Below are 26921 nucleotides of genomic sequence, written 5' to 3' on the forward strand. Positions count from 1 at the left end.
AGTTACTGATTTGGGTGATCCCTGATCAGTTGAAAGTTGCCAAGATCTAAAGATCTGCCTCAACTCAGATCAAATCCAGTTAAACACCCTGAATAAAAGCGGCCAGGAGCTTGCGACAGTAGCGCTGCAATCGTGGTTGAGCAAAAAGAGCCGAATCTTAGTTATTTAGTTATTAATTCGTTTTTGAAGAGGATTAACTTATTAACTTACGGATTAACTTACAGAAACCAGATCAACCGTAGGAATCGAAGCGATCAATTGTTGGGTATAGGCTTGCTGGGGATTGCGATAGATCTCCTCAGCGGTGCCGATCTCTTCGATCTTGCCCTGGTTCATCACCATAATTCGATCGCTCATGAATTCCACCACGCTGAGATCGTGGGAGATAAAAATATAGGTAAGGCCAAATTCTTCCTGCAGCTCCTTGAGTAAATTAAGCACCTGCGCCTGTACCGACACATCCAGCGCCGAAACCGACTCATCGGCAATAATCAGCTTGGGATTCAGCGCCAGCGCCCTGGCAATGCAAATACGTTGTCTCTGGCCACCGGAAAACTCATGGGGATAGCGATCGATCGCCCCTGCTCCCAGTCCTACCCGTTCAAGTAAATGAGCCACCCGATCGCGTCTTTCTTGCTTAGAGGCATAAAACTTGTGGATTTCCATTGGTTCCCTCACGATCGCGCCCACACTCATACGGGGATTGAGCGATCCATAGGGGTCTTGGAAAATAATTTGCATTTCGCGGCGCAGCTTTTGCAATTGCTTGGACTTCATCCCGACCACATCCTTGCCCTCGAAAGCGATCGCGCCACCGCTGGGCTCTTGCAAACGTAAGATCGCTCGTCCCAGGGTGGTTTTGCCACAACCCGATTCACCCACCAAGCCCAGGGTTTCACCGGGATATAGCTCAAAACTAACCCCATTTACGGCCACGTTATAGCGGCGGGTCATGCCAAAAATGCCTTTGACCGGAAACTCTACCCTCAGGTTATCAACTTTCAAGAGTGGCTCTTGGGTTTGGAGTTGCGCCAATCGTGCTTCAGCTTGTGCTGGTGTGATCATTTGCTTAAGGCGATCGTCATCGGGCTCTTTGGCCAAAATTTCACCTGTTTCGGTCACTTCCATAAAATCGCTCACCGTGGGCAAAAATTGCAGCCGCAAATCTGGCTGAGGGCGGCAGGTAATTAAGCCTTTGGTATAGGGATGTTGGGGATTCTTGAAGATATCCCTGGTGTTGCCACTTTCCACCAGAGCGCCCTTGTACATCACCACGACCCGATCGGCAATTTGGGAAATTACGCCCAGGTCATGGGTAATAAAAATCACCGACATTTGGCGCTCGGCCTGCAACTGCTTAATCAAATTTAAGATTGTGGCCTGTACAGTCACATCCAGCGCCGTAGTTGGCTCATCGGCGATCAAAATATCCGGGTTGCAGCTCATTGCCATGGCGATCATCACCCGTTGCAGTTGGCCGCCAGAAAGCTGATGGGGATAGCGATCGAAAATTTGCTCTGGGTTGGGCAGTTTTACTTCGGCAAATAAATCAATCGCAATTACCTTGGCCTGTTTTTGGTCTACTTGCTGGTGCAAACGAATTGCTTCGACAATCTGATAACCACAGGTAAACAAGGGATTGAGCGAGCTCATGGGCTCCTGGAAAATCATCGCCAGACGATCGCCCCGATATTGGCGCATTTGCTCCGTGGGCAGCTTTAAGAGATCAATTTCACCACTGCCTTGCAGCTTGAACCGCACTTCACCATTGGTAATCCCCGTTTGCCCCAGTAAACCCATGATCGACAGGGCTGTAACCGACTTGCCCGAACCCGACTCGCCCACAATCCCCAGGATCTCACCCCGCTTTAGCTCAAAGGAAACATCTTTAACTGCGGTGGTGCGTCGTTCATCGCCCTTGAAATCTACTTGCAGGCGATCGACGGTGAGGATAATGTCAGCGTTGTCCATAAATTTTTTAATTGGCTCGATTGGCTCGATATGAACGGCGGTATGCACTTAAAATTGGCAACAGTTTAGCTAATTAATTTAATCTAGTTAATCTAACTAATCTAACTAATCTAGATTTAGCCAGGGCAATTGAAGCAATTACGAATATAGCCAGAAACTAGATTTATTGCTGTTATAGCAGATCTTGTAATCTAGGCTCTGGAATTATCTGCAATTAAAATAATTACGCTCTAAATTGCTGGATTTAAATATGCTTGGGCATAAATCAGCTAGGGCTAGATTGGAACTTGGCTGCGATCGACTTACTTTTGCCCCATCTAATTGTTGTTGGTGCTAGCTGTGATCATAACTAGATAAGTTAATTGCTAGTTTTATAACTTATTGTTAACCACGATAACCGATCTCAACTTTTTGCGGCGATCGTCAGCTTAAAAATGCACCCTTAGCTCTTAGTAACAACAGCTAGTAACAACAGCAATCAAAACTCAGTTAAGTATTAAATAATAAATAGTCAGCAAGACTGCTCAAATCAACATTCCGTATTTGTTTATGATTTGTTTGTGCTGTTCTTGTTCTTGTTCTTAAGGTCGGGGTAGTCTACTCAATGGCAGAATCAGCATTTTCGGCATCACCATCCAAATCCAAATCAGGATCTAGATTCTGGCAAAGCTGATCGATGCTAAGTCGATAAATATAGGGCCAACCACCATGGGTTTCAATGTCTAAGAGCATATTAAATAGCTCATGACGGCTATTGGGCAACGCCGGTTGAAATAAAGAGTCATTTATATCTCGGTGGAGTGACTCCAAAACCCGTAAAATATGTAGAAGTTGGTGGGGGTCGCCGCGATGCTGCTCAGCTAGCGATCGCAATTGCTCAACTAGCAAATCCAGATCCTCTGAATCCACCGGAAAATTAGCATCTTTAATTTGCTCCAAGAGAATTACCCTCGTGCGAGTTAATATTATGATTGGAAGTTGTCTGTGGTTAACACAGATAGTCTAGATCAAGTAGTGCTTGATTGTGGTTATCTTCAGTCTAAAATCAGAGAATCAAACCCCTATATAGATACAAAGATTAGTAAGAGAGATTTGTCAAGAGAACAACTATGAATTATCGCAATATCATCAAAATTATTTTAGTAGCATGTATTAGCCTGACTACCCTATTCTGGAGCAGCAATGCGATCGCATCGACTAACTTGCCTCTCACCTACGAGGATGTATTAGGTACTGGGCTAGCCAACAAATGTCCGGAAGTGTTTGGCTCTTCCCGTGGGCGCGGCGTGATTTCGATCGCCCCTGGTGAAAGCCTTGATTTTGACGGCATGTGCTTGGAGCCAACTGAATTCTATGTCAAGGAAGAAAGCGGCAATAAGCGCAAGGAAGCCGAATTTGTTAAAGGTAAAATTTTGACTCGTTCCACCTCTAGCCTCGACTTTGTCAAAGGTACAATCACCGCCAAGGAAGATGGCACCCTGGTGATGACAGAAAGAGAAGGTTTAGACTATCAGGCCATTTCAATCAAGCTGCCCGGTGGTGAGATGGTTGCTTTTCTGTTTAGCATGAAAGACTATGTTGGTACTTCCCAGCCTGGTCTAGAGGGTTTAAGCACTTCCACCAACTTTGAAGGCTCTACCTTTGTACCCACCTATCGTGGCGCTAACTTTATCGATCCCAAAGGGCGTGGGATGGGAACGGGCTATTCTGCTGCGGAAGGTCTGCCAGCCAAGCGGAGTGAATATGATCAAAGAAGCGTTAAGGATGACAGCACCTCCACTGGTAAGCTCTATTTGGAAATTGCCAAGCTAAATTCTGAGACCGGCGAGATCGCTGGCACGTTTGAGTGTGAGCAGCTATCCGGTACTGACCTGGGTGCAACGGAGGCCAAAGAGCTAATTATCCGTGGTGTTTTCTATGCCCATGTTTCCTAGGCTTGCTAGGTGTTCTGGGTTTTGTTTAGCCTAAATTTAGTTTGTATGGTTAGCTAAGCCACAATTGGCGTTTAACTATCTTAATTAATTAAGCTAAAAGTAAGATCAGGGTGGTTAATTCTGCCCTTTTTTATTTTTTAGTGATTGGCTGAAGGGATCGCCAATTCTGGCACAAGTTACGATCGCCGCCACCAAAATAACCACCAAAATAATCACAAAAAAATAGCGGTCTGTGGCAACGTCAGTAAACCACAACCCGCTACTCTTGTTCAATGAAACAATTGAGACGCATATATAAGTTGCCATGACAGCAAACCCTGTTGCATCGGCTAAATAGCCTAAATCCAGCCTGAACAAATACGATGTTTCCCCTAACATTACGGGCAATATGTCACAAACCAGTTAGACCCAGTTTTAACCCTGCATAAACATGAACTAGACAGAGCTTTGCAACTCCTGACTAGTTATTTATGACAGAGGATCGCCTGAGAGCCATTGAGAGCTATATTTTTCGCTGGCGATCGCTTTCATGGCACTGAAGTTCTGAGGTTCTGAGATTCTGAGATTCACAATAACAATATTGCTTGCTAATTATCGATCGATTAATCGATTAGCTACTGGCCTTAGCTAGGGGCGGAGCATCACTCTTGGCCTGTTCTGGTGCGATCGCCGGTAACAAGGGAAAGCCCATTTCCTCGCGTTGATCCAAATAGAGTTTGGCAATTTGCCGCGCCAGGGTACGAATCCGGGCAATATAGCGCACCCGCTCAGTCACCGAAATCAAGCTGCGGGCATCGAGCAAATTAAACGCATGGGAGCATTTCAGCACATAGTCAAAGGCAGGTAAAACTAGCTGTGCTGCCACCAATCGCCCTGCTTCCTGTTCATACTGGCCAAATAGCTCAAACAGCATCTGGGCACTGGCATGACTTTCTGGGCTCTTGCTAACTGCCATATCTACATCATCTTCAGTCATGGCCTGGAAATTACCAAAGTTGTAGTGGCTATTTTCGACTTCGCTCTGGAGGTGAACCTGACCATATTTAATATTGCCCAGGGTCGGGTGCGATCGCCAGATGATGTCATAAACCGAGTTAACGCCCTGTAAATACATCGCCAGCCGCTCTAGGCCATAGGTAATCTCGGCAGCCACCGGACGGCAATCGAGGCCGCCTACCTGCTGAAAATAGGTGAACTGGGTGATTTCCATGCCATCGAGCCAGACTTCCCAACCCACGCCCCATGCGCCCAGAGTCGGTGCTTCCCAATCGTCCTCCACAAATCGCACATCATGATCGGCGGGATCGACTCCCAGCATTTTGAGGCTATCGAGATACTGGTTTAGTACATCATCGGGCGAGGGCTTGAGCAACACTTGAAATTGATAGTAATGCTGCAATCGATTTGGGTTCTCGCCATAGCGGCCATCGGTGGGACGGCGACAGGGTTCCACATAGGCCACGCTCCAGGGCTCAGGGCCGATCGCCCGCAGAAAAGAATGGGGGCTGTTGGTGCCAGCGCCTTTTTCGGTGTCGTAGGGCTGAGCAATCAAACAACCGCGATCGCTCCAGTATTGTTGCAGGGACAGAATTATCGATTGAAAGTCTTTTGGTTGGCTCATGGTTTGATCGTGCAATTGCGATCCCTATTCTACAAGTCCGTTGCCGTTTCTTAATTAAATCGCAAATATAACTATGTGTTGCAAAAGGTAAACAAATAGCGCGATCGCCCTGCAACCGATATTTAATAGATAGATAGAAAGCACTGGATTATTGATTTTTATCGATCTTGGGTCGGGAGTTAATCCAGATTGATCTTTAAACTATCTACTTGCAAGTTAAATAAACGAATTGCATAAACGCTTGATTCTATAAACAAAAGTGGAGCAATTCAGGGAGATAGTTCTAGCGCTTTTCCATTGAAATCTAGTTAGCAGTAATTAGTATTAATAAGTTTTAGTTTTCTCTGTTTTTAAAAGCCAAGCCTCACTAAAAAGCCCTACTAAAAAATCTTACAGCAAGCAGCATGTTACAAACCCATCGCCCACGTCGCCTCAGACGCAACCAAACAGTTCGCAATCTGGTCAAAGAGACCACCCTCACGGTCAATGATTTGATCTATCCCATGTTCGTGATGGAAGATGCTAACAACGAAAGCCACAAGGTTGAAGTGCCTTCCATGCCTGGATGCTATCGCTTTACGCCCGATCTGCTGCTCAAGGAAATTACCGAGGTGTATGCATTGGGAATTAATGCGATCGCCCTGTTCCCAGCGATCCTGGAGCATAAGAAAGATGACACTGGCAGCGAAAGCTATAACCCCAATGGCCTGATCCAACAAACGGTGCGGGAAATCAAAAAAGAAATCCCCGACATTATTGTGATCACCGATGTGGCGCTAGACCCATTTACCAGCCACGGCCATGATGGTTTGCTGGGTGAAGATGGTTATATCTTGAATGATGAAACCGTAGAGGTGCTGGTTAAAATGGCGCTATCCCAGGCGGAAGCTGGCGCAGATATGGTGGCTCCCTCGGATATGATGGATGGTCGAATTGGCGCGATCCGCGATGCGCTGGATGAAAACGGGTTCGATCGGGTTAGTATTATGGCCTATTCGGCTAAATATGCTTCGGCCTACTATGGCCCCTTCCGCGATGCATTGGGTTCTGCGCCCAAATCTGGCGATAAAAAAACCTATCAGATGGACCCGGCCAATTCGCGCGAAGCCCTCAAGGAGATCGCCCTGGATATTGACGAGGGTGCGGATATTGTGATGGTGAAGCCAGCGTTGGCCTATTTAGATATTATCTATAAGGTGAAAGAAGCCACCGATCTACCTGTGGCGGCCTATAACGTCAGTGGTGAATATGCCATGATCAAGGCGGCTGAGGAAAAGGGCTGGGTGGATGGCAAAAAAATTATGCTGGAAACTCTGACCGCGATGAAACGGGCTGGCGCAGATGTGATTTTGACTTATTTTGCCAAGGAAGTTGCCCAGATTTTGGGTAAGGACTACAGCTAGTTTTTGGCAGAGCTATTTTTATCCCATAATTTACACGCATTTACCCTGGCTTTAAGTTGCTGGGGTATTTGTTTGGTTAGAAATTAAATACCCCATCGCCAATGGTCGGCCAGCATAGTCACAACGCACTTTGCCACAGGGACAGTCGCCACTGAGCTTAATGTCCATGTGATCTTGTGATCTCCTTAGAACATTTAGATCTCAATGCGATCGCCAACCCGAATAGTTAAAGCTAAGGGTAGACGATCTTTTTTCTTTAAAACATACTTATTGATTTTCTTGGCAAATTTGTTTTGCTAAATCAAAGTTATCAATGCTGGAAAAGACAAACCTATTACTATCTTTCACTTGCAGTGAATTGTAGTGTTTGACATCTTCTTCAGTCATTTTCAAAACTTTATTATCTTTGTCAAGATCATCTGTGTAATGAGCCTTATCTTTAACTACTAATATAAGATCTTTACTCAGAGGAAACGCTATTTCACTCCCAGGCAAAAATAGACCATTAAGCGACGACGCAACAGGATGATCAGAGGTATAAAAGCTCATCTCACTTTCATTAACCCCAAATATCCAAATAAAGTCATTGCGAAGCTTTAAAGCATATTCTTCAAAACGATTTTCAATAAGACGACGCTGAAGCTCTGGCTCATCATTCACTACCTTATCAACCAATTGAGATAAACCATTTATTAAAACTTCCTCATTTAAATCATTCTGGCCATTAGCTACCAGTATATTATTGGCCGTGGATTTAACCAGATCTTGTTTCTTTGAGACAGTAGATGGATGTTGTTTAGCTTGATTTTGTAGGTTTCTTATCTTCCTTGTCCTCAGCCCCTGAACTGCAACAAATTCAGATAAGTATTCTTTCTCAACATCGGAAATTAAATCCGTTGAGTGCAAATTATTATCTAAATTCTGGATTTGGCCAACTCTTGACAACAAGTCATTAATAAAAGGCGATTGCTGACTTTCAATGAGTCCAAGTTCTTTCTCTACCTTTTGTCTGTCAGCAGGAGGAGCTGAGGTAAGATCATAAAAATATTTTTCAACAGCAACGTTCTCTATATTGGCTTTAAACACTTTATTTTCGTCTTTATCAAAAGAAAATACTTGACTCCCCCTCTGTTTTTTATTGTTTTTTTGCGCAGACCTTTCTTGAATTGAAAAATTTCGTAAGTATGAGCGAGGCACTAGATGTTGTCTGATAACTTCAGTCATTACTTTAAATAGGATTTAATAAGTGTGTTTAAAGTTAAAATCTGCTTGCAATAAATATGAACAAGTAAATTACTAACTGTATTTCTAATGTAGAATACAAAAAAAGAAATAGCGGTAAAAGTGTGGATTACCGCTCTTAATAAATTGATTTTCGTTTGCAACTAGAAACTTAGCGCCAGATTAACCAACGTTCGCACCGGATAACCAGTCCCACCAGGATTAGTATAAGCACCAGAATCCTTATCCGTCCAAACGGGTCCTGCGATATCCAGATGTGCCCAGGCCGGAGTATTGGCCACAAATTTCTTCAGGAACAACGCCGCTGTGATCGCCCCACCAGCACGATTGCCAGTATTTTTAAAATCAGCCACCACCGACTTCATCGCTTCAAAGTAGGGTTCTTCCAACGGCATCCGCCAGAATTTTTCACCAGCCAACTTAGCCGCCGCATGGATCGTGCCAGCCAGGTCATCATCATTTGACCACATCCCAGCGATCTCATCGCCCAAGGCCACCACGCAAGCCCCAGTTAGGGTAGCTAGATCGACGATTCCATCCAGCTCCAATTTGTCGGCAAACACCAAGGCATCGGCCAGGGTCAGCCTACCTTCGGCATCGGTGTTATTTACTTCGATCGTTTTGCCATTGGAAGCAGTCAAAATATCGCCGGGGTGGATCGCTCGGCCACTGATCATATTTTCACAGGCGGCCACAATGAAGTGAATTTCAATGTCCTGGGGTTTGATCTGAGCGATCGCCTTGGCTGCCCCCAGAGTCGCGCCTGCCCCGCCCATATCGGTTTTCATCATCGCAATGCCACTATTGGCACCGGCTTTGATGTTGAGGCCACCGGAATCGAACGTAACCCCCTTACCGACGATCGCCAGCTTTCGCTTAGCTGCTTCATCACCGCTGGATTTACCAGAATAAGTAAGATGGATAAATTTGGGTGGTAGCTCGGAAGCCTGGGACACGCCAAGATATGCTCCCATCCCCATCGCCTCGCATTGTTCTCGCTCCAGGACTTCAACGGTCATACAATCGCTATAATCACTGGCGATCGCTAGTGCAGTCTCTGCCAATGCCTCTGGGGTAATTACATTCGCAGGCGCAGAAACCAATTCACGGGTCAAAATCACACCATCAGCAATTTGCTTTGCTCTGGTTAATCCAGCTTGAGCAGCATCGCTATCCAGACCAAGGATCTCCACCAACTCCAAGCTATCGCCATTTTTAGGCGTTTCATCATCTATATCCTGGGATTTAAATCGATTGTCCTGGTGAGCTGCCAGTAATGCCCCTTCGGCGATCGCCTGGGCGGTTAGCTCCTGGTCAAGATTGTAGAGCGGGAAAGATAGAGCTAGAGTTTTACACTTAGCTCCATTTGCCCATTTAACTGCCTGCGCTGCTGCCTTGCGCCAATTGTCGATCGTACCCTGGGCAGGATCACCTAGTCCGACTAACATCACCTTGCGGATCGCGGCGCTACCACCAACCCGGCCACTAACCATGCTGCCACTATCGCCTTTATATTCAGCTTCGGTGACAATCTCCTGTAATGTGCCTAACAGGGTGGTTTGATCCAGGTTTAATAATTGCTGATTGAGGGCAGCGGCCACAGTTTCCTGGCCAAAGGTAGCGATCGCTAAGCCATCGCCAGTCCAATCGGGGGCAGTTTTGCTTGTTAGTTTGATTTCCATTTTGTTATTTGATTCGATTCCTATCTCTCAATGCTTCAATAATTTGCCAATGCTTACAGATTTCTAATGCTTGCCGAAAATCTGGGCTAAAAAGTGGGGGATTTTCTCGCCACGTCTATTAGTTGATGGATTTAATTTAGGCTCAGGGTTTGGATCATTGGGGCAGTTGCCAACCAGCTTAATCAGCTATTCGATCGGTTCAAATAGTGCTGTACGAAATTAATTGTGAATGGGAGTAATATTCAATATTCAGCCAATTTAAATATCTAAATTAAGGGGATCTCGCCATCTACCCGATCGAAGCGGCAAGGATGCATGATCTTTGTGGTTAACCAATGTAGTTAATCAATCCAGATAGATTAAATTAATAGCTTATGAATATAACCGAAGATTAGTCATATCAGTATGCCATTTACTACAAATCCTGTTGCCTATTTTAGGTTAGGGGGGAAGGCAATTCATGGCTACTAGCTAATAATCTAATCATCTTAAATTATTTGCTCAGTTCAATTACTTGAGCCCGATGGACTCGATGGAATTGTCTTGGTTGCAATGGTTGATTTGGTTGAACTGGCTGATCTGGTTGAATTAAGCCGATCGCTAAAACTCCGCCAATATGCGCCGCCAACCGTGACTAGGAAAAACACATAGACGATCGCTTGCCCCCAGAGCAACTGATCCCGATAACCCAGCAAAGTATGTAGAATTACACCAGGGAATTGTTTGGCAGGCAGGATGGCGCGCAAATCCCAGATTAGATCGCCCAGGATGCAGGAATCTTTGGCAAAGCAAATTTGAGCCAGGCTAGGGCTAGATTGCGCCGCGATCGCCACGGCCTTATCAAAATGCCCCAACGCCGAGATAACTAAACCCGCCACAATCAGGAGCAACAGAGTACCAACGGTTTGAAAAAACAACCTGATATTAATGCGTACGCCAAACTTGAACAGGGCGATCGCAAAGACCACTGCCCCAGCAAATCCACTGATTGCGCCCAATGCGGCCATATAGCTTTGTTCAAATCGGGCGGCAATAAATAACACCACCTCGAATCCTTCGCGCAAAGTAGCCAGGGCAATCAGGCTGAAGATCGCCCCAGCCGCATTATTACCCTGAGTAGGGTGATCAGGAGCAGCGAGGGCAAGATCTAAATTACTTTCAATCTCACCTTTGATTTTTTTGCCCTGCCTGGTCATCCAGAGCAGCATCCACGAAAGCATGGCGATCGCCAGGATACAAATGCCCGTTTCCACCAATTGCTTAACTAAGGGCGAACTGAGGGATATTTCCGCCAAGCCCCAATAGAAGCCAGCCGCGATCAAACAACTGGCCAAGATCCCGGCACCAATTCCTTGAAACACCGCACGGTATAAATCCTGGCGTTGCACTTTTTGCAGATAGGCCAACACAATTCCCACCACCAGAGCCACTTCTACCCCTTCGCGCAGGGCGATCGTAAAGGTGGGCAAGGCATCAGTTAAGTTCATATTTGCAACCCAATTAAAGCCCAATTAAAGCTCTTCAAACTCCTCTTCCGGCAATCGCTGCCGTTTTTTCATGCCACCATCTGACCAGGCATCTTCAATCTTTTGTTGGGTTTCGTCATAGAAAGGCTGTTTTTCTGGCTCTGGGTTGGTGGGGATCTCAGCTTGCTTGGCGCGACTGCTGTCTATATATTTGCGCTCACGGCGATCGACATACTCCATTTCATACTCATCGTCGAAGTCGTCGTCATAATATTCATCGTCTTCGATCGGTGGTGGTGGTGGCGGTGGGGTGATTGGTTGGCTGCGGCGGGCTTGCCTTGGTGGTGGAGCGGCAGCAGCACGTTCATCCGCCCAATTATCCTCCTCTTCCCAGGCTTCTTCGCGGCGATAAACTGGTTCAGCATAGGGATCGCCGTAGGATGGAGCGGCATAGGGACTACTACGTTGGCCAGAGCCCAGGGCATTCCCAGAAATTGGTGTTGGTTGGAAGAAATCATCCTCATAATCACTTTCCCAGGGTGGTTTACCCAAGCCCAATTGCTCTAGCAAACCGCGATTAAGCTGAGTCAGGCGCTCTTCCATGCCCTCGGTGACAATTAATTTTTCGCGGCCTACGGCAATGATTTCATTGACATCCAACTCATAGGTGCTAATTAGCACAGATGGTACATAGGGGCTGCTCACCGAGGAAATAATTAAGTAGAATAACTCGCCGGATCTGGCATCAAAGCGATAGTCCCTCACTTTGCCCAGTAGCTCGCCGGATTCAGTTACCACTTCATCGCCAATTAGAGTAGTGTAGCGATCGCTAACTTCGATTTCCTGGAGCGAAGTTTCATCATCGATCAAAATCGCATCGGGGCCCAGCAGGGAAATTGCTGTTAAGGGCAGATAGAAGGTCTCGCCAAAACCAATTGGGGTGCCAGGCAAAAAGCTCTGCGCCACCGTAAATCCCATAATTGTTCTTTGGTCTACATCAAGCCAAACCTCGGTCACAATGCCTAAGCGTCTGGCTGTGGCTTTGCTGATAACTTGAGTACCCAAAATCGAGGCGCGTTGGCTGATTCTTTCAGGTGTCATCATAATGGCGGTACGGATAGTTTAAATTTCCCAAATGTTTAAGACGGTCTATGCTGCGCTGATCGCTAATGTCTATTTAATCTAACACTAAGTCTCTAAGTCTCTAATAGTCTAATGGTTGAGTGTTTAGCCCCATCAATTCCATTAATTATGATTGCAGCAATTAATTAAATCTAGGGCAATCAAGGTAATGAAATAGTTGATTATTTAGACTAACAGTTAGTGGTAATTGTTACAAAGCCCACCAGATCAGCCGTTGCAATCTAGATTAGTGCTGGCTTTAGGCTTTAGTAAATTTAGTAAATCAGCTCCAAATCATCGACGCGCTAAATTGTCTGTTGCAAAATGACAAAGCATATATTTAGAGGATACAAGACCTTGGCGATCGAGGGGGTGAGGTTTCCCGCCTTTATGGCTTGCCTAGATTATCGACTCAGCCACAATCACAATTTTCATCGGTTACCGTTGCCACTAACCCCATATCGATAATCCATATAATAAATAATATAAATATAGAGCCAGATCGTAGCTAATGCCATAACCAACGTCGCCTTAATAGAGCCAATTTGAGATCTTTGCGATCGTATTCTAGCCAGGCACAGGGCTTAGATCTGCGGTAACTCTGGCTAGCAAAGTAGCTAATTTAAGTAACTCAATCTAGACCTAATCTGGATCTGGTTGCGATCGGTTAGAGGTTGTGGATCGTGCGATCGGCGATCGGCATATAGCGAATATCCCGCTTACCGGTATATACCTGGGTTGGCCGGAACAGGCGATTATCCACCAATTGCTCTTTCCAGTGGGCTAGCCAGCCGGTCACCCTGGCGATCGCAAAGATCGGCGTAAACAGATCGACCGGGATACCTAATTTTTTGTAGACCAGACCAGAATAAAAATCTACATTTGGATAGATATTGCGGTGAGCCAGCTTTTCGAGCGCCACTTCCTCCAGTCTGAGCGCCACTTCATAGTAGGGATCATGGCCATACTTATCAAACAATTCCCTAGCCAATCCCTGCAAAATGATCGCCCGTGGATCTTTGACCTTATAAACCCGGTGGCCAAAGCCCATAATTTTTTCTTTGCGAGTGAGCTTGCCCTCTAAATAGGCTTCCACGTTTTCCGCCGAGCCAATCTCTTCAAGCATCACCATCACCTGCTCATTTGCGCCACCATGCAAGGGGCCACTGAGGGTGCCGATCGCCGCGGCCAGTACACTAAAAGGGTCAGAAAGGGTAGAAGCCGTAACCAGGGCGCAGAAGGTAGAAGCATTCACCGTATGCTCACCATGCAGGAGCAGGCAAATATCAAAAATTTTGGCCATGAATAGATCTGGTTCTTCGCCATTGAGCATATAGAGGAAATTGGCGGCATAGCTCAGATCATCGCGGGGCAAAACTGGATCATTGCCCTGGCGCATCATATGGAAGGTGGCAACCATGGTGGGGATTTTGGCCAGCAAGCGCAGGGTTACATCCCTGATATAGTCAGGACTCTTGAGATCTTTGGGCGTAGCGATCGGATAGAACAAGCCCATCGCGGAAACGCAGGTTTGCAACGCATCCATCGGATGGCCATTGTCGGGAAAAGATTTGATCATATCGCGGATTCGATATTTAATCCGGCGACGATGTAATACATCGTGATCAAACTCTTTTAGCTCATCTTCCGTGGGCAAATTACCAAAAATAAGCAGGAAGGCTGTTTCTAAAAAACTGCTATGTTTGCATAACTCATCAATGCTAATACCGCGATATTCTAATATGCCCTGTTTGCCATCAATGTAGCTGATGTTGGAGCGAGTTGCCGGAACCCCTTCTAAACCAGGCATATACTCGCCTAGCTTATTTTCATCTACCATAATCACAGTTATTTAACCTAACGATCCTATTTCTTCTGATGATTCTCAATTTAGCATCTCGTGGCAAAGGGTTTGTGTTCCTTGTTGCCTCATGTTGCCTCTACTCAAAAAATCAGGTGCAAAAACATGGGGATGCTCACAAACACCCCCAGGCTAATTCTTGTGCAGACCAATGATCCAGACCAATGATTTAGTGTGGCTCTAGGCTAGCTTGGCAATGGCTAGAGAGTGCTAGATATGATTAACATGATCAACGCTCAACCATTGCGACTGAAATAACTAACTTGATCCAGGGCTTAATCTAAGGCTATTTCTAAACGCTTATTCTTCGTTTAGATCCAGCGGGTTGTTACCGCGTTTACCAAATAATTTGGCTTCGCCTTTTGCCGCTGCTGTCAGGATGTTAAAAGCAGCCCAGCCAATCACTAATACAATTGGACCCAATACAATTAATACTCTTAAATCCATATCGATCTATAACCCCATCAAAAGAAATGTCATATTCTTTAATTATTACAGTTTCTGAGCGCGATCGTTAGATTGATCACGATCGATGTGGCTCAATCTGACTCGATCTGACGAAAAATCTTAGACTAGACTGCATATTTATATTGATTATTGATTATCGATTATTGATAACTGGGCAGCAAAATATTTGGGTCAATTAGTAATTAACACATGGAATATCTGAAGGCTTTGGTGCTGGGCTTGGTGCAGGGCATTACTGAGTTTTTACCAATTAGTAGCACTGCTCATGTCAAGGTAGTACCGGTTTTATTGGGTTGGGGCGATCCTGGGGCTAGCTTTGCTGCCGCAATTCAACTGGGTAGTGTGGCGGCGGTGTTGTGGTACTTCTGGACTGATCTGGCTCAAATTGCGATCGGCAGTGTGCGCGCAATCCGCAAGGCTAACTATGATGCGCTGGAACTGCGGTTGGCGATCGGCATTATTCTGGGCACTATTCCAATTGTGATTGGTGGCCTCTATATTAAATTGTTCGTGACCGACTATGATAATTCGCCATTGCGCAGTGTGGCCGCGATCGCCATTGCCTCGATCGTAATGGCGCTTTTGCTGGCCTTGGCCGAAAAGGTCGGGCTGCGTAAACGTAGATTGAATAACATTACGATCATGGATGCGCTCTGGATTGGTCTGGCGGAGATGCTGGCGATCATTCCTGGGGTATCCCGTTCTGGTTCTACGCTCACCGCTGGCCTGTTTCTGGGCTTGGAGCGAGCCCCTGCGGCTCGGTTTTCGTTTTTGTTGGGCACGCCGGCAATTTTAATCGCTGGTCTGGTAGAACTGGAAGCCATGTTTGATAGTGGCTTTGGCGATATGGGGGCAGGGGCATTTGGGGTAGCGATGATCGCCTCGTTGGTTTCTTCATACCTGGCGATCGCCTGGCTGCTGAAATTTTTCCAGACCCAAAGTACCTGGGTGTTTGTTTGGTATCGCTTGGGGTTTGGGCTTTTGTTGTTGATTTTGCTTGGGCTAGGTTATGTGAGCTAGTTTTTACGCTGGCCTTTACGTTGGCATTTTCATAAACAGGTGCATATGCGATCGCGCTTAATTATTTTGTGCCAACCATATTAATTAACCCTTAATAGATCGTTGCTTTTAATCGATCTATAGTTACAATTGCTCAACAGGTTTAGCCTTTGTATTTTGGCGATTAAATGAGTAAAGCAATCATTCCGATCCCCCAGATCCTAGACCATCTAAAAAACTTAGTTAATTAAGTTAATCGGTTGGTCATATCAGAATCAGATGATTGAATTTAAATCCGGTAATTTGGCCAGGATCACAAGTCTAAGCTCCAAATAATTAAGCCGATCGGCAAACCTGACCAGCAACAACACTAGTAATAAGTAGATACCCACTAGTAATTAAACAGCCTAAAATTTTTTCCTATGCTCGATCTGCAAAATTTTCCCTGGCTCACATTCACCATCATATTTCCAGTGGTGATGTCGCTATTCATCCCCCTGGTGCCGGATAAAGGCGATGGTAAAACCATACGTTGGTATGCCCTGGTAATTGGTCTGATCGACTTTGCCATCTTGGTGTATGGCTTCTACTCTAGCTATGACATGTCCAGCCCAGACCTGCAGCTAGTAGAGAGCTATAGCTGGGTACCCCAACTAGGCTTGAATTGGTCAGTGGGTGTAGATGGTTTGTCGATGTCGCTGGTGTTGTTGACCAGTTTTATTACCACCCTGGCGATCCTGGCGGCCTGGCCAGTTTCGCTGAAGCCACGTCTGTTCTACTTTTTGATGTTGTCCATGTACGGCGGCCAAATCGGTGTGTTTGCGGTGCAGGATATGTTGTTGTTCTTCCTGATGTGGGAGCTGGAGCTAATTCCTGTTTATTTGCTACTTTCGATTTGGGGTGGCAAAAAGCGCCAATACGCGGCCACTAAGTTTATTCTCTATACCGCTGGCGGATCGCTGTTTATTCTTACTGCGGGCTTGGCGATGGCGTTCTATGGCGACACCACCACCTTTGATATGCGATCGCTGGCCGAAAAGGACTTGCCGCTGACCTTCCAGCTTTTTGTCTATGCGGGGCTATTAATTTCCTATGGCGTGAAACTGCCGATCTTCCCGCTGCATACCTGGCTGCCGGATGCCCACGGCGAGGCAACCGCCCCAGTACATATGCTCCTGGCTGGAATTTTATTGAAAATGGGTGGCTATGCCCTATTTAGAATGAATGTGGGGATGTTACCCGATGCCCATGCGGTGTTTGCACCAGTGCTGGTGATTCTGGGGATTGTCAATATTATTTATGCGGCCTTGACCTCTTTTGCGCAGCGAAACCTGAAACGTAAGATCGCCTATTCATCGATCTCCCACATGGGATTTGTGCTGATTGGCTTGGCCTCTTTTACTAACCTGGGGCTGAGTGGGGCAATGCTGCAAATGATTTCCCACGGTTTGATTGGCGCTAGTTTATTCTTCTTGGTTGGTGCCACCTACGATCGCACCCATACTTTGATTCTGGACGAGATGGGCGGCGTGGGGCAAAAAATGCCAAAAATATTTGCCATGTTTACCACCTGTTCGTTGGCTTCGCTGGCGTTGCCGGGGATGAGTGGGTTCGTGGCCGAGGTAATGATATTTGTTGGTTTTGCGACCTCTGATGCCTATAGCGGCACCTTCAAGGTGGTGGCGGTAGTGCTAATGGCGGTGGGGGTAATCCTGACACCTGTTTATTTGCTCTCAATGCTGCGCGAGATTTTCTATGGTGCGGAGAATAAGGAACTAACCAGCAAAGAAGCCCTGATCGATGCCGAGCCACGGGAAGTGTTTATTATTGCCTGTCTGCTAGTGCCAATTATTGGGATTGGCTTCTATCCCAAGATTATGACCCAGGTGTATGATGCCACGATCGGCAAATATACGGCGCTGGTGCGGGCTGCTGTGCCAGATCTGGATAATCCTGATGTGGGTACGCCACCACTGGTCTATCAACGATCGTTGCCTGCTGAATTTGATCAAGCGGCGATCAAAACTGCCCCAGCGATCGCCATGTTGAGTCGCTCATAGCTTGGGCTGATTGGGCTTAATTAAGCATAACTAGTTTGATTTGCCAGTTTGATTTGCCAGTTTGAGAGTTTAAAAGTGAATATCGATCAGCAAGGTGGGCTTTAGTTAGTCCGTCTTGTTTTTTGGTTTCTTTAGATTTGTTTGATTTCTTTGATTTGCAGGGCAACTTAATTGCCAGGCGATCGTCATTACGGCAACGGGACAATCGGGCAAGATCACGGCGTTTGACCGCCACTCGCAACATTGCTTAACAAAAAACTGGCCGATCGTCAGCTAAAAGTCGCAGAAACAGGCTTACGCCATAAAAGTGATTCCCCCAAGTCCCATAAACTCGATACAATAGGCTACCGGGATCAGAATATGTAATATGGACATAATTCCTGCAATTGATATTTTAGATGGTCGCTGCGTCAGGCTTTATCAAGGTGACTATGATAAGTCGGAAGTATTTGGCGATGACCCATTAGAAATCGCGCAACGTTGGTATAACCAGGGTGCAAAGCGGCTTCATGTGGTGGATTTAGATGGGGCCAAAGAGGGAGAGCCCAAAAATTTAAAGGTAATCGAAGCGATCGCCCGTTCCATTCCCATGCATGTGCAGGTGGGTGGTGGTTTGCGTGATCGGCAAAGTATTATGTCGATTTTTGCCGCCGGCGTGAGTCGGGTGATTGTCGGTACGATCGCCGTGGAGCAACCGCAGTTGGTGGCCGATATTTGCGCAGAATTTCCTGGTCAAGTGTTTGCAGGCATTGATGCCCGTAATGGCAAAGTCGCAACCAGGGGCTGGATGGAAAACTCGGAGGTGATCGCCACCAATCTGGCTCAGCGCATGACTGCCTTTGGCGTGGCGGGAATTATTTATACCGATATTCACCGCGACGGCACCATGCAAGGCCCCAACCTAGAAGCACTCAGGTCTTTGGCCGAAGTGGTCAGTGTGCCTGTGATCGCTTCGGGCGGAATTAGCTCGGTTACCGATCTGCTTAGTTTGCTAGCCCTGGAATCGCTGGGGGTGAATGCGGCAATCTTAGGTAAAGCTCTTTATACTGGTGATGTGGATTTACACGAGGCGATTAAGGCGGTGGGTAATGGCCGTTTGCAGGATGTACCACCGGATATTGGTTCGGCGATCGCCTAATTATCGCCTGATTGCTTGCTTATTTAACTGCTGTCAATAGGCCAAATTTTACCAACCCGCGCTCATAGCCCCGCGCCATCTGTCGTAATGACAAGGCGGCAATGATGCTGGGTAAACCTGCTTGCAAGAGGCCGATCGCCGAGTTGATCGAAATGGCCGAGTCGATCACTTCATCCCAGAATGGTGCCACCTGCGCTGACCAATCAGCGGTTTTAAGTTGCTGGAAATTTAGCGACCGGGCGATCGCCGCATATTCCGGCAACGAAATTACATAGGGCAAACAATAGACATCATAAATTCTTTGCAAATGCTGCTGTTCGTCTTTGCTGAGGGGGCGATCGCTGGTGGGTCGATGGCACCAGGTCACAAAAATCAGTCTGCCGCCTGGCTTGAGCACCCGGTAACATTCGCGTAAAAATTCTGCTTTGTCGGGCATATGCTCACCGCTTTCCAGCGACCAGATCAGGTCAAAACTATGATCGTCAAAGGGCATTGCCATGGCATCAGCAACCTGAAAACCAGTGCGATCGTTGACTTTGTTTTCGATCGCCCTTTGGCTCGCCCTAGCCGCCTGAACTGGACTGAGGGTAAGGCCAGTCACCTGGGCCCGATCGGCGCTATATTTCTGCGCCAAATAGATCGAGCTACCACCAATGCCACAACCCACATCCAGAATTTTGGGTGCTGGGTCTAGCGATGGTAATTGATGCTTCGGTAATGCCCAGATCAAGATCTCCTCAATCAGGTCAATTTGAGCCTGGCGGCGATCCTTAGTCAGATTGGTTTCACCGGTGGCGTAATAGCCATGATGCATATGCTCGCCCCAAACTTTCTCCCACAACGAGGACGAAGTATCGTAAAAGTTTTGAATGCGACGGTTGAGGGTGGGCATAGGTTGCTCTAATTTATTTACAGATCCAGATTTACAGATTTATTTACAGATCCAGATTTAAAGATAGAATCGCTCCAGCTTATGATTGCAAGTTAATCATAACCAATTGCTGATCCCGGAAATTCAAAAATTAGTCATTATGTATTTGTTGTAGTAACAATACTCCTACCTCGATCGCTTATGATATTTAGGGCACCTAGGATCAAGCTAGAGTGAGTTAAACAAATAGCTAATCACTCAGTCTCAATATTCGTTATTATTTGGATTATTTGGCCGCTGATGTAAATACCCTATCTAAATCTAATGGCGGCGAAGATCGTGATTTACTTGTCCTATACATGAAAACATTAAGCTTTTACATCAAAACATCAGGCTTTTACATCAAAACATCAGGCTTTGGCAAATCTTCTATCGCATTTTATGGAAATATCCTTTCTGAGGCCAAATCCACAGCCCTGAATTAGTTGAATTGAGGCGATTGCGAGTTAAAGTTAAATATATTTCAATATTTCGATTCACAATCGATTAACCAAGTAGCGGTATTCATAGTTAAGCAAATTTAAGTAATTTTAGGTAATTTTAGGTAAGCCACATGGAGCTACAAGCATCTAAAGGGGTACAAGAACTAATCGATCGCCTCAAAAGCGAGGGGATTAAGTCTGGTGAGGATCAAGCACAAAAGATTACTGATCAAGCTCACCAAAAAGCACGTCAAATCATTGCCGACGCTAAGCGAGAAGCTGAGTCAATTCGCAAAGAGGCCAGAGAAGACGCAAAACGTACCCAATCATCTTCAGAAGAAGCAATCCGGATCGCTGCCAGGGATGCCCTGCTTGCTTTGAAGAGTAAAATGGCGCAGTATTTCAGCCAGAGACTCTATGAGCGCGTGGCTGTAGAATTTAACAACCGCGATTTCTTGCGCCAACTGCTGCTAGAGGTTTGTCGCCGCAAAGTACCAGAGCTGGCTCCAGAGCAAAAAGTAACGATCCTGTTGCCCGAGAAGCTATTGAGTGTGGAAGATCTCAAGTCTAATTCTGTCAATATTGAAGATGACCCGATGGCTCAGTTCATCATCTCGGTAGCACAAGACTTCTTGGAAAAGGGGGTTGATTTTGATACCAGCCCCAATTATGAATCGATTAAGGTGCGCCTGGAAGGTCAAGAGGTGTTAGTAGATTTGAGTGACAACAGCGCTGCTGGCATGTTAATGCAATATTTGCTGCCCCGCTTCAGAGCGATTGTAGAGGGCTATTTTCAATAATTAGTAATAAAATAATTAGTAATAATTAGTAATAATTAGTTTGAAGATTGAAAGTAACTCAGTCTCTATCACTAATGCTAATTAGGATGATTTAAGTAATTATTGAAGTGAAACAATTGCCGCACAGCCAACGATTTGGTAGACCGATTTGGTAGACCGATTTGGTAATTGGTATGTTGACTAGAGGATGAGCAGGAGTTTAAATTGAGCGATCGCTACTATGGACTGGCCTCCAGTTTGCCCCATTTAAAAGTGGCAGACGATGGCTACTTTCAGATCCAACATTTGCCGATTAGTTATGAGACCTTAACCAAGCGATTGAATTCGCTTGAGCTAGAGGACTACGAACAAATCAAAGCAATTGCCGAATATTTCCGTGCCCTTGATGCGGTGATGAACCTGACCAACCAGCAGGTTTGCGACATTATGGCCAAAACGGCGGCAAAATTATCACATCCTGGGGTCAAGAAATTATTCACCGATATCTGTGAAGTTTGGATTGTGTTCAAGGCGCTACGGCAAAGACATTATGGTCGCAACTCAACTGAACTACCCTCAGTGATCCTGCTTTCTAATCATATTCGCCGCAATTGGAATCATCCTGATTTTTCATTGGCGGGAAAATTCCCCTGGATTCCCAGAGCCAAGGATTTGCTGGAAAAGGCTCAGTTTATGGAACTAGAACAACTATCCGATCAGATTATGTGGCGCATTGCTGAGCAAGCTAGCGTAATGGATCCATTTGGTTTCAATTTTCTGTTTGCCTATGCGATCAAGTGGTCAATTCTGGATCAGTGGCGCAACATCGATCGAGAAGCTGGTAAGGCTCGCTTCAATCAACTGGTTGATGATGTGTTGTCTGGGGTTTGAGGTCAGGGTTCAAACCTAAACTAAAACCTAGGTGTTATATCCTGGGCAAATATTAATAAGATATTAATTAAGATAAAAAGTGCGCCGAGAGACGAGAGAGGCGATCGCTAACGATCAATTGGCCTCGTTCTGGGGCGATCGCGCTATTTTTTAATCTATTTATTATCCTGATGTGCTGGGCATTTAAACGCAACAAATCTGATGCCTTAGATCTGATGCCCCAGACCTACCACCATAATTTTAAGATTTAATTAGCCACAGCGATCGAACTAGTGCTTTGTCAAGATCGCCATAATTGATTAGCTTTGTCTCAACCCGCTGACGATAGATAGATAGTAGGCAAACTATTCAATCTATTACTGCTCATCTCTAATTTTCACAGAGTAGACAGAGTAGTAGGACAGAGTAGTAGGTAGGATAGGTGTGCTAGCAGTTAGGGGAAAACCCACGGATTAAATAAACAAGATTGGCAATTTCAAATTCCAGGAACTGCATCTTAAATTCAAAAATTTAGATTTCATGCCTTAAAATCGCAGCCAAAGCTTGAAATCTGTTAACTAGATAACCTAAACTTAACCCGTTTTTGCAATCCGCACCTTCCAAAAGCATTTACAAGCGGTGGGAATAGGTTAAAATTAGAGCGTAGATGAATGATTTTAAGTGTCTTCGTAAAAACCATACCTAAGAAGGGCTTTTTCTATTCGATGTCATGTGTAAGAATAGGGCGGCACACTGTAAACTCATTTCATTTTGAGGTGTGAGGAAATTAAAATGTCTAAGCTATTGAACAAATTAACTGCTGGTTCCTTGCTAGTAGCTGCCGCTCTGACTGCTCAGAGTGCTAAAGCTGCCGAGCTAGAAACCGAGCTTGAAGTAAATCAATCCGCTCCCCAATTGCTAGCCCAAAACTATGATGCTAGCGTGCTCGATTCGATCAGCAGAGATGCATTGGTTCCTGCCGCCACGCAAACGGCTCAGGTTACTTCTGTATCTCAGTTAACCGACGTGCAACCCACTGACTGGGCATTCACCGCCTTGCAATCACTAGTAGAGCGCTACGGTTGTATTGCTGGTTATCCCGATCGTACCTATCGTGGCCAACGCGCTATGACCAGGTATGAATTTGCCGCTGGTTTGAATGCTTGTTTGGACAAAATCAACGAAATCATTTCGTCCGGTTTGGCCGACAAAGTCAGCAAAGAAGATTTAGCTGCATTACAAAGACTACAAGAAGAGTTTGCCGCTGAGCTAGCTGCCCTGCGTGGTCGGGTTGATGCCCTAGAAGCAAAAACCGCTCAACTAGAAGCACAGCAATTCTCCACCACCACCAAATTGGCAGGTCGTGCCATCTTGGCTCTCTCTGGTGCCGCTGGTGCTGATGATTTGGCTGACACCAATGTTACCTTCAGCGGTCGGGTTCGTTTGAACTTCAATACCAGTTTTACTGGGAGAGATCGTTTGACCACCAGACTTCAAGCTGGTAATGTTACCCGTTTTAACCAAGCCACTGATATGACCAGACTTGGTTTTGACACCAACACTGGTAACACCTTTGAGCTGGATAACCTCTGGTACCGCTTCCCCGTTGGTGAGCGAATTACGGCTTACTTTGGTATTGGTCTGGATTCTGATGACGTATTTGGCGTTTTGAACCCATTCTTGGCCAGCTCTGACAGTGGTGCAATCTCCCGCTTTGGCCGCAGAGACCCATTCATGTTCCGTGCTCCTGAAGGTGCTGGTGCTGGTGTTAACTTCCAGATTAACGAAAAATTTGCGATCAACGCATTCTACCTTGGTGACAAGGATGAAAGTGCTGATCCTGAAGCTGGTATCACTGGTGGTTCCTACGGTGCTGGGGTGCAATTGCTATTTGAACCTAATGACAAGTTGCAATTGGCATTGGCTTACAAGCATGCCTATGAAAGCGAAGGCAATGTTAACCTGACTTCTTCGACTGGTAGTGAGTTCTCTCAAGATCCATTCGGCGATCGCCCTACTGAGTCCGATCGTTATGCGTTCTACATGAACTGGCGCGTCAGCCAAGGCTTCAACTTTGGCGGTTGGGTATCCTTCATCAGCGCTAACACTGCAGGTAGCACCCTTAATGGTAGTGCTGACTTGATTAACTGGATGGCTCACTTCTCCTTCCCCGATCTATTCATGGAAGGTAGCACTGGTGCGATCCTGTTTGGTCAACCACCTCGCGTAACTAGTTTCAGCGGTCCTGCGGTAACCCCTAACGAAGGCACCGATGATGATACTTCCTACCATTTGGAAGCTCTATATCGCTGGAAGCTCTCCAAGCACATCTCGATCACTCCTGGTGTATTGGTGATCTTCAATCCGCAGCATAACGAAGAACGCAGCACAGCATATGTGGGTACGATCAGAACTACTTTCTCGTTCTAATTTAACTAGTTAAAAATAGTTAAACAGCTTGAATATTTGAATCTAGAATCTTTGAATCTAGGTTCGATGATCGCCAACAACTAAGCTAAGTGCTTTAATGTTGATTAGTAAAAGCCTCCTCCTGTGGGGGGCTTTTGTTGTGATCTCAAGTTTTTTGCGAATAAGTGGCGATCGCCGTAGGGTTGGAATCGAAGATAAGCTAAAATGTGCTAGAGAATAGCCTTGTGCCTAGTCATTGTGTAGATGCAGGATGGATTGGGGCTACGGCATAATTTAATACCTGGATTTGTTGAGATGAAATCTAGATTAGCAGGCGCAGCAAACAAGTGCAGATAGATAAGTCAATCCTGATCGGAGCTATGTATGGAAACCCAATCTAGCCAACTTAACTATTAGCTGTTTGTTTTGACCCCGATAATCATAGAAATTCAGGGATATTTGATTACTGCCTGAGCATCTTTAGTTTTGCAAACTGGGATAAGTCTATTTCAGGAACTTATAGTTTAATAATGGGCAAAATAGTTGGGATTGATTTGGGCACAACTAATTCGGTTGTTGCCGTCATGGAAGCTGGAAAACCGATCGCGATCGCAAATGCCGAGGGGAGCCGGACAACCCCATCGGTGGTGAGTTTTAGTAAGGATGGCGATCGTCTAATTGGTCAAATGGCTCGCCGACAGGCGGTGCTAAACCCGGAAAATACTTTTTACTCGGCTAAGCGCTTCATTGGCCGTAAGTATAGTGAATTGAATCAAGATGCCAAACGGGTTGCCTACACTGTTTTTCGGGATCAAACTGGCAACATCAGGATGAAATGCCCGCGCCTGAGCAAGGACTTTGCGCCAGAAGAGCTATCGGCCATGGTGATCCGCAAGTTGGTGGATGAGGCTTCCCGTTACCTGGGTGAAGAAGTGACTGGGGCAGTGATCACCGTGCCAGCCTATTTTAATGATTCCCAACGTCAGGCCACTAAGGACGCGGGTCGGATCGCCGGGATCGAAGTAAAACGGATTTTGAATGAGCCCACCGCGGCTTCATTGGCCTATGGCCTGGATAAAAATGAAAGTCAGCGCATTTTAGTATTTGATCTGGGCGGTGGTACTTTTGATGTCTCGATCCTGGAAGTGGGGGATGGTGTCTTTGAGGTGCTGGGCACAGCAGGCGATACTCAATTGGGCGGTGATGATTTCGATCGCAAAATTGTTAATTGGCTGGCCGAGCAATTTAAAGAGCTGGAAGGAGTAGATCTGCGCCGGGAGCGTCAAGCACTGCAACGCTTGATGGAAGCGGCCGAGAAAGCCAAGGTGGAATTGTCTACCGTTGGTGCCACCAGTATAAATTTGCCCTTCATCACGGCAACGGCCGATGGCCCGCTGCATATGGATATTGATCTAAAGCGATCGCAATTTGAGCGCTTGTGTGAGGATTTGATCGAGCGACTGAAAGCACCAATAGAGCAAGTGCTGAGGGATTCTGGCCTTTCCACCCGTGAGATCGATGAGGTGGTTTTGGTGGGTGGTTCAACTCGAATGCCAGCGGTGCAGGAGTTAGTTAGAAGCTATATCAACAAAGAGCCCAACCAGAGCGTGAATCCCGATGAAGTGGTGGCAGTGGGGGCAGCGGTGCAGGCGGGAATCCTGACTGGCGATCTCAAGGACATGCTGCTGCTGGATGTAACGCCATTATCTTTGGGCGTGGAAACCTATGGCGGCATTTTCAAAAAGCTGATTACCCGTAATACCACAATTCCCACTCGCAAAACCGACCTGTTTACCACCGCAGAGGATAATCAAACCTCGGTGGAAATTCATGTGCTGCAAGGTGAGGGCGATCTGGCCAAGCGCAACAAGTCCCTGGGGCGATTCAAGCTGAGTGGCATTTCACCCCAATCGAAGGGGATGGCGCAAGTTGATGTGATGTTTGATCTCAACGCTGATGGCATCCTGTCAGTTACGGCCACCGATCGCCGTACTGGGGTAGAGCGCCGCGTCACAATCAAAGGAGCTTCAACCCTGGACGAACGGGAAGTAGAGCGGATGGTGTCCGAGGCGGAAAAATATGCCGAGCAGGATCGATCGCGCAAGGAACGAATTGAAAAAATCAATCGTGCTGAAAATTTAATTACCAGCTCTAAGCGTTTGTTGAAAGAACTATCACTGGAGTTTGGCTATTTACTCAGCTATGAGCGGCGTAAGGATGTAGATAAGCTAATTCAAACCCTGGAAAAAGCGATCGCCCAGGAAGACGATGCCCGCATTGATACGGCACAATTAGAGTTGCAAGATGCGATCTCGACCCTGTCGCGGGAAATCTATGAGCAGGCTGAATATGAAGATGATTACTATGAAGGCGACTTCATTGATGACATTATCGATCGAATTGGCAATTTTGCCAGCAGCCGTAGCGATCGCCGCCCCAAGGATGACTACGATTACCAGCGTCGCCCTGATACCAGAGTTAATTGGGATGAAAATGATGACGAGTGGGTCTAGCATTTATGGCCGAGGTTTTTGCCAATAAAT

The 26921-nt window shown here is 46.2% G+C and carries 21 protein-coding genes; 10 read left to right on the forward strand and 11 right to left on the reverse strand.

Going from position 1 to position 26921, the window contains the following annotated elements; all coding sequences use genetic code 11:
* Window positions 1-213 precede the first annotated feature (213 nt).
* Together PSE7367_RS12450 and PSE7367_RS12455 are read right to left on the reverse strand one after the other, a co-directional pair.
* The gene (locus tag PSE7367_RS12450; protein WP_041699673.1) at window positions 214-1971 is read right to left on the reverse strand and encodes a dipeptide ABC transporter ATP-binding protein; all 1758 of its coding nucleotides are present in this window, start codon (window positions 1969-1971) and stop codon (window positions 214-216) included.
* Between the two features lie 597 nt (window positions 1972-2568).
* The gene (locus PSE7367_RS12455; protein ID WP_015165707.1) at window positions 2569-2910 is read right to left on the reverse strand and encodes a hypothetical protein; all 342 of its coding nucleotides are present in this window, start codon (window positions 2908-2910) and stop codon (window positions 2569-2571) included.
* Window positions 2911-3080: 170 nt separating this feature from the next.
* On the opposite strand from PSE7367_RS12455, the gene psbO reads away from it, so the two are divergent.
* Entirely contained in the window at window positions 3081-3905 is an 825-nt protein-coding gene (gene psbO / locus PSE7367_RS12460; protein WP_015165708.1) for a photosystem II manganese-stabilizing polypeptide, read from the forward strand.
* Window positions 3906-4019: 114 nt separating this feature from the next.
* Here psbO and PSE7367_RS22070 read toward each other — a convergent pair whose 3' ends face one another.
* Both PSE7367_RS22070 and glyQ read right to left on the reverse strand, forming a co-directional pair.
* Window positions 4020-4178 (reverse strand): hypothetical protein, encoded by a 159-nt coding sequence (locus PSE7367_RS22070; protein ID WP_156800398.1) that lies wholly within the window; start codon window positions 4176-4178, stop codon window positions 4020-4022.
* 337 nt (window positions 4179-4515) lie between these two features.
* Complete coding sequence (gene glyQ, locus PSE7367_RS12465) at window positions 4516-5526, reverse strand: glycine--tRNA ligase subunit alpha (protein ID WP_015165710.1); 1011 nt, start codon at window positions 5524-5526, stop codon at window positions 4516-4518.
* A 404-nt stretch (window positions 5527-5930) separates the two neighbouring features.
* Here glyQ and hemB point away from each other — a divergent pair, with 404 nt between their 5' ends.
* On the forward strand, window positions 5931-6929 hold the full coding sequence (gene hemB / locus PSE7367_RS12470; RefSeq protein ID WP_015165711.1) for a porphobilinogen synthase: 999 nt from the start codon (window positions 5931-5933) through the stop codon (window positions 6927-6929).
* 267 nt (window positions 6930-7196) lie between these two features.
* Here hemB and PSE7367_RS12475 read toward each other — a convergent pair whose 3' ends face one another.
* The 6 genes from PSE7367_RS12475 to PSE7367_RS12500 all read right to left on the reverse strand — a co-directional run bounded on the left by PSE7367_RS12475 (window position 7197) and on the right by PSE7367_RS12500 (window position 14749).
* A complete protein-coding gene (locus tag PSE7367_RS12475; RefSeq protein WP_015165713.1) occupies window positions 7197-8153 on the reverse strand; it encodes a DUF4238 domain-containing protein in 957 nt (318 codons plus the stop codon).
* Between the two features lie 161 nt (window positions 8154-8314).
* Window positions 8315-9853 carry a leucyl aminopeptidase gene (locus tag PSE7367_RS12480; protein ID WP_015165714.1) on the reverse strand — a complete coding sequence of 513 codons (1539 nt, stop codon included), beginning with the start codon at window positions 9851-9853 and terminating at the stop codon, window positions 8315-8317.
* Window positions 9854-10359: 506 nt separating this feature from the next.
* On the reverse strand, window positions 10360-11340 hold the full coding sequence (locus tag PSE7367_RS12485) for an FTR1 family iron permease (RefSeq protein WP_015165715.1): 981 nt from the start codon (window positions 11338-11340) through the stop codon (window positions 10360-10362).
* Window positions 11341-11364: 24 nt separating this feature from the next.
* Window positions 11365-12423, reverse strand: coding sequence for a PRC-barrel domain-containing protein (locus tag PSE7367_RS12490; protein ID WP_015165716.1), 1059 nt, complete (start codon window positions 12421-12423; stop codon window positions 11365-11367).
* Between the two features lie 685 nt (window positions 12424-13108).
* Window positions 13109-14281, reverse strand: coding sequence for a citrate synthase (locus PSE7367_RS12495; RefSeq protein ID WP_015165717.1), 1173 nt, complete (start codon window positions 14279-14281; stop codon window positions 13109-13111).
* 321 nt (window positions 14282-14602) lie between these two features.
* Window positions 14603-14749 (reverse strand): photosystem II protein Y, encoded by a 147-nt coding sequence (locus PSE7367_RS12500; RefSeq protein ID WP_015165718.1) that lies wholly within the window; start codon window positions 14747-14749, stop codon window positions 14603-14605.
* Window positions 14750-14959: 210 nt separating this feature from the next.
* Between PSE7367_RS12500 and PSE7367_RS12505 the strand changes: the two genes are divergently transcribed.
* From PSE7367_RS12505 to hisA, 4 genes are all read left to right on the forward strand, one after another.
* Entirely contained in the window at window positions 14960-15790 is an 831-nt protein-coding gene (locus tag PSE7367_RS12505) for an undecaprenyl-diphosphate phosphatase (protein ID WP_015165719.1), read from the forward strand.
* A 410-nt stretch (window positions 15791-16200) separates the two neighbouring features.
* Window positions 16201-17829 (forward strand): NAD(P)H-quinone oxidoreductase subunit 4, encoded by a 1629-nt coding sequence (locus PSE7367_RS12510; RefSeq protein WP_225882714.1) that lies wholly within the window; start codon window positions 16201-16203, stop codon window positions 17827-17829.
* Window positions 17830-17951: 122 nt separating this feature from the next.
* Window positions 17952-18080 carry a hypothetical protein gene (locus tag PSE7367_RS22960; protein WP_264314148.1) on the forward strand — a complete coding sequence of 43 codons (129 nt, stop codon included), beginning with the start codon at window positions 17952-17954 and terminating at the stop codon, window positions 18078-18080.
* A 116-nt stretch (window positions 18081-18196) separates the two neighbouring features.
* Window positions 18197-18967, forward strand: coding sequence for a 1-(5-phosphoribosyl)-5-[(5-phosphoribosylamino)methylideneamino]imidazole-4-carboxamide isomerase (gene hisA, locus PSE7367_RS12520; RefSeq protein WP_015165721.1), 771 nt, complete (start codon window positions 18197-18199; stop codon window positions 18965-18967).
* Window positions 18968-18986: 19 nt separating this feature from the next.
* Here hisA and PSE7367_RS12525 read toward each other — a convergent pair whose 3' ends face one another.
* A complete protein-coding gene (locus tag PSE7367_RS12525; RefSeq protein ID WP_015165722.1) occupies window positions 18987-19859 on the reverse strand; it encodes a methyltransferase domain-containing protein in 873 nt (290 codons plus the stop codon).
* A gap of 592 nt (window positions 19860-20451) precedes the next feature.
* Between PSE7367_RS12525 and PSE7367_RS12530 the strand changes: the two genes are divergently transcribed.
* The 4 genes from PSE7367_RS12530 to dnaK all read left to right on the forward strand — a co-directional run bounded on the left by PSE7367_RS12530 (window position 20452) and on the right by dnaK (window position 26891).
* Window positions 20452-21120: a hypothetical protein gene (locus PSE7367_RS12530; RefSeq protein ID WP_015165723.1), complete on the forward strand. Its 669-nt coding sequence runs from the start codon at window positions 20452-20454 to the stop codon at window positions 21118-21120.
* 204 nt (window positions 21121-21324) lie between these two features.
* Window positions 21325-21990 carry a DUF2764 family protein gene (locus tag PSE7367_RS12535; protein ID WP_015165724.1) on the forward strand — a complete coding sequence of 222 codons (666 nt, stop codon included), beginning with the start codon at window positions 21325-21327 and terminating at the stop codon, window positions 21988-21990.
* Between the two features lie 771 nt (window positions 21991-22761).
* Entirely contained in the window at window positions 22762-24399 is a 1638-nt protein-coding gene (locus PSE7367_RS12540; protein ID WP_015165725.1) for an iron uptake porin, read from the forward strand.
* A gap of 509 nt (window positions 24400-24908) precedes the next feature.
* Window positions 24909-26891: a molecular chaperone DnaK gene (gene dnaK, locus PSE7367_RS12545; RefSeq protein ID WP_015165726.1), complete on the forward strand. Its 1983-nt coding sequence runs from the start codon at window positions 24909-24911 to the stop codon at window positions 26889-26891.
* Window positions 26892-26921: the final 30 nt, after the last annotated feature.

This window comes from Pseudanabaena sp. PCC 7367 (genome assembly GCF_000317065.1).
In the GTDB taxonomy this organism is placed as follows: Bacteria; Cyanobacteriota; Cyanobacteriia; order Pseudanabaenales; family Pseudanabaenaceae; genus Thalassoporum; species Thalassoporum mexicanum.